At 71.0% G+C, this 13,569-nt stretch carries 12 protein-coding genes; 4 read left to right on the top strand and 8 right to left on the bottom strand.

Annotated features, from left to right (window positions below; translation table 11 throughout):
• Positions 1–76 precede the first annotated feature (76 nt).
• The 3 genes from QUE38_RS11150 to QUE38_RS11140 all read left to right on the top strand — a co-directional run bounded on the left by QUE38_RS11150 (position 77) and on the right by QUE38_RS11140 (position 3,142).
• Entirely contained in the window at positions 77–301 is a 225-nt protein-coding gene (locus tag QUE38_RS11150; protein ID WP_286308290.1) for a hypothetical protein, read from the top strand.
• A 17-nt stretch (positions 302–318) separates the two neighbouring features.
• Positions 319–699 carry a PPOX class F420-dependent oxidoreductase gene (locus tag QUE38_RS11145; protein ID WP_286308288.1) on the top strand — a complete coding sequence of 127 codons (381 nt, stop codon included), beginning with the start codon at positions 319–321 and terminating at the stop codon, positions 697–699.
• Between the two features lie 76 nt (positions 700–775).
• The gene (locus tag QUE38_RS11140) at positions 776–3,142 is read left to right on the top strand and encodes a LuxR C-terminal-related transcriptional regulator (RefSeq protein ID WP_286308286.1); all 2,367 of its coding nucleotides are present in this window, start codon (positions 776–778) and stop codon (positions 3,140–3,142) included.
• 127 nt (positions 3,143–3,269) lie between these two features.
• On the opposite strand, the gene QUE38_RS11135 is transcribed toward QUE38_RS11140, so the two are convergent.
• From QUE38_RS11135 to QUE38_RS11105, 7 genes are all read right to left on the bottom strand, one after another.
• Positions 3,270–3,575: a DUF4143 domain-containing protein gene (locus QUE38_RS11135; RefSeq protein WP_286308285.1), complete on the bottom strand. Its 306-nt coding sequence runs from the start codon at positions 3,573–3,575 to the stop codon at positions 3,270–3,272.
• Between the two features lie 115 nt (positions 3,576–3,690).
• Entirely contained in the window at positions 3,691–4,434 is a 744-nt protein-coding gene (locus tag QUE38_RS11130) for a formylglycine-generating enzyme family protein (RefSeq protein ID WP_286308283.1), read from the bottom strand.
• A gap of 38 nt (positions 4,435–4,472) precedes the next feature.
• On the bottom strand, positions 4,473–5,240 hold the full coding sequence (locus tag QUE38_RS11125) for a phosphatase PAP2 family protein (protein WP_286308281.1): 768 nt from the start codon (positions 5,238–5,240) through the stop codon (positions 4,473–4,475).
• A gap of 65 nt (positions 5,241–5,305) precedes the next feature.
• Positions 5,306–6,472, bottom strand: a complete 1,167-nt coding sequence (locus QUE38_RS11120; RefSeq protein ID WP_286308279.1) for a glycoside hydrolase family 3 protein — start codon at positions 6,470–6,472, stop codon at positions 5,306–5,308.
• A complete protein-coding gene (locus QUE38_RS11115; protein WP_286308277.1) occupies positions 6,436–8,049 on the bottom strand; it encodes a glycoside hydrolase family 3 C-terminal domain-containing protein in 1,614 nt (537 codons plus the stop codon). Before QUE38_RS11115 ends, QUE38_RS11120 begins: the two co-directional genes overlap by 37 nt.
• 7 nt (positions 8,050–8,056) lie before the next feature.
• On the bottom strand, positions 8,057–10,240 hold the full coding sequence (locus tag QUE38_RS11110) for a glycoside hydrolase family 3 C-terminal domain-containing protein (protein WP_286311789.1): 2,184 nt from the start codon (positions 10,238–10,240) through the stop codon (positions 8,057–8,059).
• A 68-nt stretch (positions 10,241–10,308) separates the two neighbouring features.
• Positions 10,309–10,494, bottom strand: coding sequence for a hypothetical protein (locus tag QUE38_RS11105; protein ID WP_286308275.1), 186 nt, complete (start codon positions 10,492–10,494; stop codon positions 10,309–10,311).
• Between the two features lie 53 nt (positions 10,495–10,547).
• Here QUE38_RS11105 and QUE38_RS11100 point away from each other — a divergent pair, with 53 nt between their 5' ends.
• A complete protein-coding gene (locus tag QUE38_RS11100) occupies positions 10,548–11,165 on the top strand; it encodes a TetR/AcrR family transcriptional regulator (protein ID WP_286308273.1) in 618 nt (205 codons plus the stop codon).
• Positions 11,166–11,292: 127 nt separating this feature from the next.
• On the opposite strand, the gene QUE38_RS11095 is transcribed toward QUE38_RS11100, so the two are convergent.
• Positions 11,293–13,569, bottom strand: a complete 2,277-nt coding sequence (locus tag QUE38_RS11095; RefSeq protein WP_286308271.1) for an alpha-L-rhamnosidase — start codon at positions 13,567–13,569, stop codon at positions 11,293–11,295.

The following is a 13,569-nucleotide window of genomic DNA, read 5'->3' as shown; positions in this document are numbered from 1 at the left end:
TTGTCGGTCAACCCGCTGGCGGAGGGCGACTCGCCGTTGCATGGTGGGAGCACCGAACACGACTACGGAGGCCGCGATGACCGACACCACCGGAGCCGACGACACCGCTCCCGAGGAGACACCGGACGAACCGGACACCGAGGCGGTGCCCGACGAGGAACTCGAGGAGCCGAGCACCGAGACCGAGCCAGGCGAGGAACCGCGTTCGGCGCAGCCGGACGAGGCGCAGCCGGACGAGACCGAGCCGGACCACCGCGCGGTCGGACTCGGCGTCGACGAGCCCGAACCGCCGGCCACCTGACGGGGTACCGTGGCCCGGTGATCACCGACGCCGCGCTCGCGTTCCTGGCCGAACGCCACCTCGCCACCCTGTCCACGCTCGGCCGCGACGGCCGCATCCACGCGGTGCCCGTCGGCATCACGTACCGCGACGGCATCGTGCGCGTGATCGGCAGCCGCGGCTCGCAGAAGTTCCTGAACGCCGAGCGCAGCGGCCGCGCGACCGTCGCGTCGGTCGACGGCGGGCGCTGGATCGGGTTCGAGGGCCCGGTGCGCATCCTGACCGACCCCGAGTCGGTCGCCCTCGCCGTCGAGCTCTACGCCGCCCGCTACCGGCAGCCGCGCCCGAACCCCGAGCGGGTCGTGCTCGAACTGACCGTCGAGCGCGTGCTCGGTTCGCCCGGCATGCGCGCGGACTGAACCGCCCATTCCATTCCGCCCCGGCGGCTGCCATGATCAACCCATGGCACAGCGGCCGAAACGCGTGGGGTGACCCGTGAACGCGCCGTTGATCGGGCGTGACACGGAGCGCACGCGCCTCCACGACGGGCTCCGGCCGGGCGGCGCACGCGTGCTGAACGTGACCGGCCCGCGCGGCGTGGGCAAGACGGCGCTCATGCGCAGCGTGCTCGAGCTCGCGAGTCGCGACTTCAGCGACATCCGTCAGCTCGAACTGCACGGCGACGACCCGGGCGATGCGCTCGCAGCGGTGCGCGACGTGCTGGCGCAGATGCCGGTGACGCCGCCCGCCGAGCGCGGCGGTCGATCGCTGCTCGTGCTCCACCGCGGCGACCGGCTCGCACCCGTGGCGCCGCAGCTCGTGGAACTCGCCGCGCACGACGGCGCGCTCACCGTGCTCGTCGAGTCGGTGCCCGAGCTCCGGGCTGACGGCTGCGCGGGCCTGCTGCTCGAACCATTGGGGGCGGATGCCGCGAGCGAACTCTTCCGCCGGTCCGCGGCGTCCGTCGGGGCCGGCATCGACGACGCCCCCGAGACCGACGAACTGATCGCCCGCATCTGCGACTCCGTCGACCGCAACCCGCTCGCCATCGAGCTCGCCGCGTGCCGCCTGTCGTTCCTGTCGCTCGCCGTGCTCGAGGCGGTGCTCTCCGACCCGCGCCGCGCGCTCGGCGTGTTGACCGCGCCGCTCGGGGCCGGGCCCGACGTCGCGGGTGTCGGCGACCTGGTGCTCGCCAGCCAGCGCATGTCGTCGGAGCAGGCGCAGCACCTGCTCGAGCTGCTCGCCGTGTTCCGCGGCCCGTTCACGCTGGAGGCCATGGAGGCGGTGAGCGACGGGGTCGTCTCGCACTGCTACGACGCGCTCGGCGAGCTGCTCGACCTGCGCCTCGTCGAGCTCGACCCGGGGCACGACGACGGGCACTTCCGGCTGAGCCGGTTGGTGCACGGCTTCGCGGACGACCGTCTCGAGGCGTCCGGCCGCGCCGCGGAGGCGCGCGATCGGCATGCGGCCCACTACGCGGGGCTCGCCCGGCGAGCGGCGGTCGCGGTGGAGGACGCCGACGAGGATGCCGCGCGCGAGACGCTCGGTGACGCCTTCGCCGAGTGCCTGGCGGCGCTGACCTGGCTGGGCGATCGGGCCCCCGGCTCCGCGCTGCGCCTGTCGGCCGATCTCGGCTGGGACGCGCATCGCCGCGGCGAGATCCAGCCGCTCGAACGCCTGATGGGCGAACTCTGCGCGAGCGGGGTCGGCGACCCGAGCACGCGGCGCGACGCCCTGCTCTGGCTCGTGCAGCTCGAGAGCTGGGGGCCGGCGTCGGCCGACCGTGCGCAGCTCATCGCCGCGCGGGTCGCGGAAGCGGTCGAGCTCGCGCGCGAGACCCGCGAGACCCGCGACGAGCAGTTGCCGCTCCTGCAGGCGCTCCGCTCGCAGTACGTGGCCTACGCGTCCGTGGGCGACGCGGCCGCCGCGGTCGCCGCGGTCACCGAGGGGCATCGCCTCGCCCTCGAGCTCGGGCACACGCGTTGGGCCGGGCGGTTCGAGATCTCGCTGGCGTCGATGCACAGCAACCTCCGGCAGCCCGAGCAGGCGGCCGAGTACGCCACGGCGGGGCTCGAGCGCGCGCGGCGCACCGACGACCGTCGCACGATCGTGCACGCCGCGCTCGTGCTGCACTCCCTGCCCGCGACGGCCGTGGCGCACCCGGAACAGCTCGTGCCGCTCGAGTCGGCGCTGGTGATGAGCCGCGAACTTGACGACGCGCAGCGCGAGCTGGGCGTGCTCGCCACCCTCGCCGTCACCGCCGTGCAGCGCGGCGACGCGTCGGCCGCCGCCAGGTGGATCCGCGCCCGGCAGCAACGCCTGCGCCGCCTCGACCTGCTGTACGGCCTGCCGATCTCGGTCATGCTCGCCGTGGAGGTCGCCGAACTCCGCGGCGACCTGCGCACCGGCGCGCGCCTGCACGGCGCGGTCGCCGCGCACGCCGAGGCGCTGCTCGCGATCATGGCACCGGCGCACGCGGCCCTGTACCGGCGCGCCCTCGAGTCGATGCGGATGCAGCTGGGCCGCACCGGTTTCGACGCGGGCGTGGCGGCGGGCGCGACGCTCGGCCGCGACGGCACGCTGCTGGCGCTCGCCACCTACCTCGACGAGATCGACGACACGTCGCCCGCGGCCGGTGCCGACGCACCGAACCGATCCGCCGAGGCGCTCACCGCCCGCGAGGCCCAGGTGCTCGCCCTCCTCGTGCGGGGCCTGCGCAACAAGGAGATCGCGACCGACCTGCGCATCACCCCGAAGACGGTCATGCACCACACGGGCGCGATCTACCGCAAGCTCGGCGTGCGCAACCGCGCCGAGGCCGCGACGGCGGCCGCCCGCCAGGGCCTCGTGCCGTTGGACTGAGCGGATGCCTCGCGGCGGCGCCCGCGCTCAGCGCCGCGGTGCGCGCTCACCCACCGCCTGAGGGCCATTCCTTGGTCTGAGGGCGAAACATCGGGCCCTCACGCGCAGAAACGGCACTCCAGTCTTGTCATTGCATGACCCAGAGTCGCTCGACGGGCAGGGAGTGGATGCGGTCTTCGAGCTCGTAGCCCACGCGTCCCAGATGGAAGGCGATTCCTGCAAGGAAGGCCGACCCAAGCCGATCGCGGAGCTTTCGCATCGGAGCGACCTGCCGCCCGTCGACATGGTCTCCGGCCTTGACCTCGATCGCGACAACGGCGCCATCGCTGCGCTCGAGGACGAGGTCGACGTCGTCGTCGTCCCTCGTTCGCCAGTGCCCTGCACTGACCACCTCGTCAAGCCACGTCACCTGACGGAGCACCTCCTGCACCACGAACGACTCCTAGCGCACAATTGACTATCAGCCGCATCGATTTTTGACATCTAGCCGAGTGCATTCATGCCGATCAGCCGGCCCGCAAGCGGATGCCCCGCGTCGGCGCCCGCGCTCAGCGGCGCGGCGTCCAGCCCGACGGGAGCGGCCCGTCGACGTCGGCGCGCTCGAGATCGGCCTGCGCAGACCATCCCTGCGCGGCATCCGTGCCGTCGAACCCGCCGCGGGCGACGCGGAACCCGACGTCCTCGTGGTGCATGCGCGGCGCTCCCCCGCGCCGGGTCGATGCGCGCACGCTCCAGGCGTCGTCGGCGAAGCCACCGCCGCGGTAGACCCGGTAGTCGTCGTAGCGGGCGGGGTCGAGCAGGTCCCAGCACCACTCCCACACGTTGCCGAGCGTGTCGAACAGGCCGTTGAGGTTCGGCAGCTTGCCGCCGATGTCCTGCGGCGCGGTCACGCCGTCGGAGCTCGTCCACGCGACCTCGGCGAGCGGACCGTACTGGGGCTGGGTCGAGCCCGCCCGGCACGCGAACTCCCACTCGGCCTCGGTCGGCAGGCGGTATCCGTCGGCGTCGACGTGCCAGGTGACGTCCTCGCCGTCGAACGCGTACGCGGGGTCGAGGCCCTCCCACTCGGATGCCGCGTTGCAGAGCCGGATCGCGCGCAGCCAGCTGACATCCGTCGCCGGCCGCCGCGGATGGTGCGCGGTCTCCCCCAGCAGCTCGGCGAGCTGCTCCTGCGTGACCGGGAACACCCCGATCTCGAACGGCTCGAGCTCGACGCTCCACCGCACCTTGCGCCGGGCGTCGTGCAGCCGCACGGTGCCGCCGTCGATGCGCGCGAGCTCGATGTCGGTCACCGCGTCAGTCTCGCATGCGCGGTGACCGCGCGGCCGCGTCAGGCGGACGCGGCCTCGCGCCGTCGGCGCAGGAACCAGACCGGTCGACCATAGTCCTTCTGCAGCAGCGGCCAGAACGCCCACCAGATGAGCAGCGTCGCACCGGTGCCCGCGACGAGCCCGAACAGCGCGTCCGTGAACCAGTGCGCGTTGATCAGGGTGCGCTGCCACAGCATGCCGATCATGATGAGCCCGCCGAAGACGCCCCAGACGGTGCGCAGGACGCGGCGCTCGGCCGGGATGAGCGCGAGCACGCCGACCGCGACCACTGCGGCGGAGATCGCGTGGCCCGACGGGTACGAGCCGTGGTCCGTGTGGAAGAGCGGGCCGAACAGGCCGAGCGCCTCGTCGGCGGCGGGGCGCGGGCGGTCGACCAGGTTCTTCATCGCCTGCGAGTAGAGGCCGACGCCGGTCAGCTCGGCCGACACGAAGAACAGGGCGGAACGCCAACGGCCGACGATCGCGAGCCCCACCGGCAGCAGGATGAGGGTCACGACGTGCCCCGGAATCTCGCCCAGCTCCTGGAAGAACATCGCGAGGGGCTGCTGGTAGACGGCACTGTCGGGCGATGCGCCGACCAGTGCGCGCCACGCGTCATCCAGCGGCTGGGTGAATGGTGCGTCTGCATTCAGCGCGACCAGCACGCCCATGGCGATGAAGAGTCCGGTGAGGCCGAGCGCCCACCACAGCAGGCGGGCGGGTCGCCGCGCGGTGAGGGTGCGCGAAGCGGAGGTGTCGAAGGCAGGCGTGTCTGACGTCGTCGTCATTCTGGGTTCCTTTGTGGTGGAGCGGGCCGGCGCGGCGATGCCCGCGCCGGCCCGAGGAGCATCGATCAGTCGAACTGCTGCGTCGCGAGCACCGTGAACAGCACCGCGTGGACGCGGTCGCGCAGGGCGGTCCCGACGCCGATCGGGTCCTCCTCCGCGGCGGCCCGGATCGTCGACGCGCCACCGCTCGGGTTCAGCGCGGCGAGCATCAGGTCGTTGCCGTGCAGTGCCGCCTGCACCGGGTCCATCCAGGCCCCGAGGACGGCGTCGGTCGAGACGAAGCCCTCGAAGCCCCACTCGCCGCGGAGCACGTCCTGCAGGAGCTGCTCGTTCCCGCCGGCCCACACGCCGCCGATGTTGATGAAGGACGACATGGCGCCCGAGGCATCCGCCTCCTTGACCGTGATCTCGAACGGCCGCAGGTAGAGCTCGCGCAGCGCCTGCTCCGACGCGAACACGTTGATGCCCGAGCGCGCGTTGACCTCCTGGTCGTTGAGCACGAAGTGCTTCATCGTGGTCGGCACGCCGTTGTCCTCGGCGCCGGCGACCATCGCGGCACCCATCTTGCCGCTGATCAGCGGGTCCTCCGAGAAGTACTCGAAGTCACGTCCGCCCATCGCGGTGCGGTGCAGGTTCATGCCCGGCGCGTACCAGACGTCGACGCCGTACGCCGTCGCCTCGGCCGCCACGGCCTCGCCGACCGAGTAGGCCAGGTCGTCGTTCCAGGTCGACGCGATGACGATCTCCGACGGGTAGAACGCCGAGTCGAGCGGGCTGAACAGCGAGTTGAGCCCGGCTGGGCTGTCGAGCAGCGTGATCTCGGGGATGCCGAGCCGGTCGACGGCGACGGTGCGGTAGGCACCGTACGAGAACAGGTCGGCCTGCTCGTCGAGGGTCAGCTGGTCGAGGAACTCCGCCCACTGCGGGTCGTCGTAGGAGAGGCCCTGGAGGTCGGCGAGCTGGAGTCCGTTGTCGGCGCCGTACGTCGGCGCGTCTCCGCTCGTGGAGGGCACGTGCTCGGGGTCCATGAGCGCGAGCAGTTCGTCGGACGCGACCGTGTCGTCGCCGGGCGTGGTCGGGTACGTGCCGTCCCAGTCGTCGCGCGAGAGGAAGTCGAGGTCGCCCTCGACGTAGCCGAAGCGGCTCTCGAGCGCGGCACCGGTGACCTCGTCGGTGGCGTAGACGACCTCGTCGTCTACCGTGGTCGTGACGGTGAACAGCGGGCTGTGCACGTCGGTGCCGACCGCGATGTCGTACTCCCCGCCTCGAGGACGTAGTTGCCGGCAGCAGTGTCCCACGACGCCATGTCGCGCACGTCGAACGTCACGGTCACGGTGTCGGATGCCCCGGGCTGGAGCTCCTCGGTCTTGGCGTAGCCCGCGAGTTCGATCGCGGACTTCTCGATGCCGCCGGGGGTGTACGGCGCCGAGAAGTACACCTCGACGACATCCTTGCCCGCGACGTCGCCGGTGTTGGTGACGGTCACGTCGACCGTGACCTCGTCGTCGCCGACCGAGACCTCGGGGGCCCAGTCGAAGCTCGTGTAGCTCAGGCCGTAGCCGAACGGGAACTGCACGATCTCGTCGTACGCCTCGTCGTCCTCGTAGCGGGTCTCGTAGTAGCGGTAGCCGACGTAGATGCCCTCCTCGTAGTCGAGGAATGCGCGGCCGACGTTCTCGTACGAGTGGTTGCCGAGGTTCTCGGTCGCCGGCGCGGTCTCGACGTCGTAGGCGTAGGTGTCGGTGAGGCGACCCGACGGGTTGACGTCACCGGTGAGGACCTTGGCGAGCGAGACGGGACCGCGCGGGCCGGGAGTGCCCATCCAGACAGCTCCCTTGATCTCGGGGTACTCGTCGAGGAAGCCGAGCTCCATCTGGTTGCCCGAGTTGACGATCACGACGACGTTCGGGATGACCGAGGTCACCGTGTCGAGCAGCGCGACCTGGTTCTCGGTGAGCCGGAGCGTGTCGGCGGTGAAGTCCGAGCCCTCGGAGCCGGAGTTGCCGACCACGATGATGGCGTTGTCGGAGAACTCGGCGGCCTGCTCGAGCACCTCGTCGGTCAGGTAGTCGGGAGCGGGCTCGCCGGTCTCGCCGCCGCCGAGGAGTGCGCCGAGGATCTGCACGAACGCGTTCGAGGAGCCGGTCTCGTGCTCGGCGCCCGCGGACTCCATCGTGGCGTAGAGGTCTTCGTTGTAGCGCACGCCCTGTGCTTCGAGCGCCTCGTAGAGCGTCGGCGCGCCTTCGCCCGCTGCGCCGCCGGAGCCGCCGCCGCCGAGGCGGAGGTTGAACGACTCGAAGGAGAAGACGTTGACCGTGTCGTCGGCGAGCGGCAGCACGTCGTCGTCGTTCTTCAGCAGCACCATGCCCTCGTCGGAGATCGCCTCCGCCACCGGGACGGCGGCCTCACGGGCGGCGACCGCCTCGGGGGTGTCGTCGGTGAAGGTGATGGATGCGACGCGGGAGATGCCCGCGACGTAGGGTGCGACGAGCACCACGATGCCCACGACGGCGAGCGCGGCGATGCCCCAGCCGACGAGGCGGCGCGGGCGGTGCGTGATCCGCCGGTAGGCGCGTTCGCGGCGCTTCGCCTCGCGGCGCTCCGCGCGGGTCATCGACGCCCGAGCGGCCTTGCGCTCGGCCTTCGCCGTACGCTTCGCCTCGCGTGCTGCGGCGCGGTCGGCGGCCTTCGCGGTCTTGCGCTCCTCGGGCGACATCGCCTTCAGTTCAGCGCGTCGGGCTCGCTTCGCGGCCCGCTCCTCCGCGACCCGTGCACGGGCCTCGGCGCGGATCTCTTTCCGGGTTGCCATGTGACTCTCAGTCCTCACTTTCGGGGCGCATCCGTTGCGCCGTGCGTGCGGGGCGCGATCGGTGCGCCCACCAGGCCGACAGGGTGCGGCGGGCGCCGCGCCAGAATCGGCCGTTGACCATCAGCAGAAGGCCGTCGATCATCGCGGCGTCGACGGTGCCACCCGACATCCGCTCGACCGACCGGAAGGGCAGGTCGAACGCGAACCGCACGTTGTTCGACGCGTGCGGGCGACCCAGCGCCATCAGCGCGCGGCTCGTGCCTTCGATGAGCGCGTGCAGCACGCTCGCGAACCCGCCGCGCCCCTTGGTCTGCGCGATGATGTCGTCTCGCGTCAGCGGCCGGCCGGTCGGCCAGGTCGCCGGCGGCAGCGGTCGGCCGAGCAGCGACTCGAACTCCGCGGCGTCCACGGCGGTGACCCGACCGGTCGTGTAGTTCGGCGACCCGCCGAGGTCGACGCGCTCGCCCTCGATGTCGACGGCGACGCGTGCACGGATGTCACGGGACGACGCGCCGGCGAGCACCGTGTACGCACCGGGGGCGACGCGCCAGTCGTGGATGCCGGTGTCGAAGACCTGGAAGGCGTGCTCTGCGAGGGTGATCTCGACCGTGGCGCGCTCGCCGGGCTCGAGGTGGACCCTCGCGAAGCCACCGAGCTCGCGCGGCGCGCGGACCTGGCCGGCCGCGGCATCCGGCGCCTCGAGGTAGACCTGCACGATCTCGTCTCCCGCGACCGCACCGGTGTTGGCGACCGTCACCCGGGCGGTGGTCGCGTCGGCACCGAGGTCGGAGTACGCGAAGGTCGTGTAGCTCAGGCCGTGGCCGAACGGGTAGCGCACGGGCGCGCCGACCTTGTCGTAGTAGCGGTAGCCGAGGTAGATGCTCTCCCGGTGCTCGCTGGTCGCCTCGGTGCGGCCGAACGAGGCCGCGCCGGGCACGTCGGAGTACTGCAGCGGGTAGGTCTCGGCGAGCTTGCCGGCGGGGTTGGCACGGCCGGTGAGCATGTCGGCGATGGCGGGGCCGAGCCCCTGTCCGCCGAGGTAGCCGAGCACCATGGCGTCCACCTCGTCTGCGAACGGGAGCTCCACCGGTGCTCCCCCGGCGAGCACCACGACGACCCTCCGGCCGAGTGCGATGAGCTCGCGGGCGAGGTCCAGCTGGTTCTGCGCGAGGCGCATGTGCGTGCGGTCGACCGCCTCGGCCTCGGCCGACTCGTCCAGGCCGAGGAAGAGCAGCACGGTCTCCGCCTGCTCGGCGAGGCGCAGCGCCCGCCGCCGGAGACGGCCGGACGCGGCACCGCGTCGCCGGAAGCCCGGTTCATATCCGATGATGTCGAGGTCGGTGGCCCGCAACGCGTCGAGCGGGGTGTCGACACGGGTCGGGTTGACCAGCGAGCTGCCGGCCCCCTGGTAGCGCGGCGTCGCGGCGAAGTCGCCGATGACGGCGATGCGACCGGCGGCGCGGCCGAGCGGCAGCATCCCGTCGCGGTTGGATGCGAGGACGATCGACCGGCGCGCCGCCTCGATCGCGAGCGAGTGGTGGCCGTCGAGATCCGCGGGCGCCGCGTCTCGCGGAGCGGTTCGGTCGATCAGGGTGAGCAGCTCGTCGACCCGCGCATCGAGCACCGACTCGTCGAGCGTGCCGTCCTCGACGGCGCGCACGATCTCGCGGTCGGTGACGCCGTCGGTCGAGGGCATCTCGAGCGCGTTGCCGGCGCGGAGGCCCGCGACGCGGTCGTTGTTGCCGCCCCAGTCGGTGACGACGAGACCGTCGAAGCCCCAGCGGCGGCGCAGTATCTCGTCGAGCAGTTCGACGTGCTCGTTCGCGTAGGTGCCGTTGACCCGGTTGTACGAGCTCATCACGGTCCAGGCGCCACCCTGCGTGATCGCGATGCGGAACCCCTCGAGGTACAGCTCGTGCAGCGCCCGCTCGTCGACGATCTCGTCGATCGACATGCGGTGGGTCTCCTGGCTGTTGACCGCGAAGTGCTTCGCGCTGGCGGCGACGCCCTGCGACTGGATGCCGCGGATCTGCGCCGCGGCGAGCGTGCCCGACAGCAGCGGGTCCTCGGAGAAGTACTCGAAGTTGCGCCCGGCCAACGGGTTGCGCTTGATGTTGAGCCCCGGCCCGAGGAGCACGCTCACGCGCTCTGCGGCGGCCTCGGCGCCGAGCGCCGTGCCGACCCGCTCGATCAGCTCGACGTCCCAGCTGTTGGCCAGTGTCGCCGCCGTGGGGAAGCAGGTGGCGGGCAGGCTCGCGTTCAGGCCCAGGTGGTCGGCCGCGCCACCTGCTTGCGCAGGCCGTGGGGGCCGTCGGTGAGCATGATCGAGCGAACGCCGAGCCGATCGATCGACTCGGTGTTCCAGAAGTTCGCGCCCGACATCAGCGACGCCTTCTCGACGAGCGTCATCGCCTGACGGGGCAGAATCGTATTCGCAGTGCCCACGTCGTACAGTCTAAAGCAAGTTCCACCACGTGGTGGACATAGGAGGAGCCGCCGTGCCCGACCGAGAGCCCGGATCCCGATCAGACGGCTACGCCACCGGCCGCGCGACGAAGAAGGCGATCGTCGCGAAGGCGGCCGAGGCGTTCGCCCAGAAGGGGTTCTACGGCGCGTCGCTGCGCAGCATCGCATCCGCCGCCGGCGTCGATCACTCGACCCTGCTGCACCACTTCGGCAACAAGACCAACCTGATGCTCGCCGTCATCGAGTGGCACGACCAGCAGCAGCTGCGCGCCGACTTCCCGAGGCGCCTCACCCCGGAGGCGCTCGTCGACGCGTTCGTCAGCGCAGCCGAGAGCAACCGCGGCACCCCCGGCCTCGTGCAACTCCTCTCGACCCTGACCGCCGAAGCCGGCACCCGCGACCACCCGGCCCGCGAGACGCTGCAGCGCCGCCACGACCGGCTCATCACGCTGTTCGCGTGGGTCATCCGCCGCCAGCGGGCCAAGCTCGACCTCGCCGACGACCTGAGCCCCGAACAGCGGGCGGCCGTGGTGCTCGCCACGTGGGACGGGCTCCAGACGTTCGATGCACTGCACCCCGGCATGCTCGACGTGCCCGCACTCGTCGACCGCACGCTGCGCGAGGCGTTCGGGCTCGAACCGCGGCGCTGACCCCAGGTTGGCGCACCGGGGCACCGTGACGAATGCCTGGCTGCGTCGATCGTCGGTTGGATCAGGGGACGAGAGCGCTCGCCCATGTTCGGGCCACGGTCGTCACGAAGTGCCCCATGATCCACCCCTATGCCGCACTCTCGGGTGCGACGGCGCGGGTTGAGACGCGGAACGCGTGCTGTCCTGAGGCCAGCGAGCGATCCGGCGAGGACCCCCATCGGAACAACCCAATCGCGCCCTGCGGGAGAGAGATCTCGAACGCGATTTCGTGGCCGATCCGACGCCAGGAGACAGCGGCGCGACCGTGCCGGGTGTCCAGGCTGGTGCGCGCCCAGTCGATGCCGGCCGCAATCTGGGGGGCGATGAGGATGCAGTCGTAGCCGGGCTCGAGTGGCGCGATGCCTCCGATGACGCGGTGCATCCAATCGGCGACCGCACCGAGCGCGTAGTGGTTGAAGCTCGTCATCTCGCCCGGGTTGATCGTCCCGTCCGGGAGCATCGAGTCCCATCTCTCCCAGATGGTGGTGGCCCCCATCGTGACCGGGTAGAGCCAAGAGGGGCATTCCCTCTGGAGCAGGAGGCGATACGCGGTGGCGACGTGTCCGGTGCTGCTCAACGCTTCGGCGATGAACGGGGTGCCAGCGAATCCGGTGGAGATGTGGTACCCGCTCGCCGCAACGAGATCCGCCAGCCGTCGCCCCGCCCACTCCAGCTGGTCGGCGTCGAGCAGGCCGAACACGATGGCGAGTGCGTACACGGTCGTGCAATCGCTCTGGATCCGTTCACCGTGCACGTACTGTTCCTGGAACCCGTCGCGGATGCGCTCGGACATGAGAGCGAACTCGACGGCCGTGTGGGTGTGTCCGAGGAGTATCGCCGTCTTGCGGATTGTAACGGCGGAACGGAATGCGCAGGCGGTGGCGACAACCCCGGCATCGGCTTTCGCCGCCTCGGGCCGGTCAGCGGGCGCGTCAGGGTCGAGCCAGTCACCGAACTGGAATCCACTGTCCCAAACCCCGCTCTCGGACAGGAGCGTGCTGACACGTCGTCCGTGGGCCACCATCGACTCATAGGCGGCGGCGAGCACCTCACGGTCGCCGTACGCCTGCCACAACGCCCACGGCACCCAGACGGCTGCGTCACTCCAGAACGCTGCCGCCTCCTCCGCGCCGGCTCCGGGCTGCGGGACCTTCGCGTACTTGAGGATGTCGGGGACGATGTATGGCACCAGGCCGTCGCGTGCGCTCTGCTCGAGGGCGAGGTCGCGGAGCCAGTCGGTGAGGAAGTCCTTCACGTCGAAGAGGAACGCCGCGGTCGGCGCGAATGCGGAGATGTCACCGGTCCACCCCAGCCGCTCGTCCCGCTGCGGGCAGTCGGTCGGGATGTCGACGAAGTTGCCACGCATGCCCCGGACGACGTTCGCGTGCAGCTGATTGAGCTCCGGCACGGAGCATTCGAAGTGTCCGATGCGCTCCATGTCAGAGGAGACGACGACCGCTTCGATGCCCTGCGCGAGGTCCACGTCCTCGGGCCAGCCGGTGATCTCCGCGTACCGGAACCCGTGGAATGTCAGCGTCGGCTCGAAGACGTCGTCTCCGCCGCTCAGGACGTACCTGTCGACCGCGGCCGCAGAACGGAGGGTTCGTACCGCCAGGTCGCCGCTTTCGAGGACTTCGGCGTGGCGGAGAGTGAGCTGGTCGCCGGATGTCCCGCGCACACGGAGTCGGACGAACCCGACGATGTTCTGCCCGAAGTCGATGAGCGTCTTCCCGGAAGAGCTGTCCCAGATCCTCACGGGGCTCAGGGTGTCCACACGCCGCACGGGCGGGGCGGGATCCAGTTCGAGGGACGGGATGTCAGCAACGACATGCACGCCACCCCATGCTTCGCTCGTGAAGCCGCTCTGCATCCAGCGGTCATCGTGCAAGCGCGCGTCGATGCTCTGCCCGTCGTAGAAGTCGTTCGCGGTGATCTCGCTGGGGCCGACGGTCCATGATGCATCCGTCGCGACGATCTGCCGGTGGCCGTCGGCATAGTCGATGACGAGCCGCGCGTAGGCCGCGATCTCGGTGCCGTATCGCTCCGTCTCGATCCAACCGAGGCGGCCGCGGTACCAGCCGTTTCCGACCCGGATGCCCAAGACGGACCGGTCGGCGACCAGGGCAGTGACGTCGTGGTCGACGTAGTGCACCCGCCACTCGTAGCTGGTCCAGCCCGGCGTGTAGAGGGCGTCTGAGATCGCCTGCCCGTTGAGCCATGCTTCACAGATCCCGAGCGCGCTCAACGAGATCACCGCCGACCGGACAGCGCCGTGCCCGGGCTCGAGGTCGAACTCGATGCGGAAGATGGGTGCGGTGTCGGGCTCGATGTTCGCGGCGATGAAGTGCGCCTCGGGGATCGTCAT

The sequence above is a fragment of the Agromyces mangrovi genome (assembly GCF_030296695.1).
Taxonomy (GTDB): Bacteria; Actinomycetota; Actinomycetes; order Actinomycetales; family Microbacteriaceae; genus Agromyces; species Agromyces mangrovi.
Note: the sequence above shows the minus strand (reverse complement) of the source record. Positions and strands in the feature narration are given on the sequence as shown.

Coding starts and splice junctions, on each gene's coding strand:
- QUE38_RS11150 (WP_286308290.1), top strand. CDS start 77: ATGACCGACACCACCGGAGCCGACGACACCGCTCCCGAGGAGACACCG.
- QUE38_RS11125 (WP_286308281.1), bottom strand. CDS start 5,240: ATGACGACGACGTCAGACACGCCTGCCTTCGACACCTCCGCTTCGCGC.
- QUE38_RS11115 (WP_286308277.1), bottom strand. CDS start 8,049: ATGGCAACCCGGAAAGAGATCCGCGCCGAGGCCCGTGCACGGGTCGCG.
- QUE38_RS11095 (WP_286308271.1), bottom strand. CDS start 13,569: ATGACGATCCCCGAGGCGCACTTCATCGCCGCGAACATCGAGCCCGAC.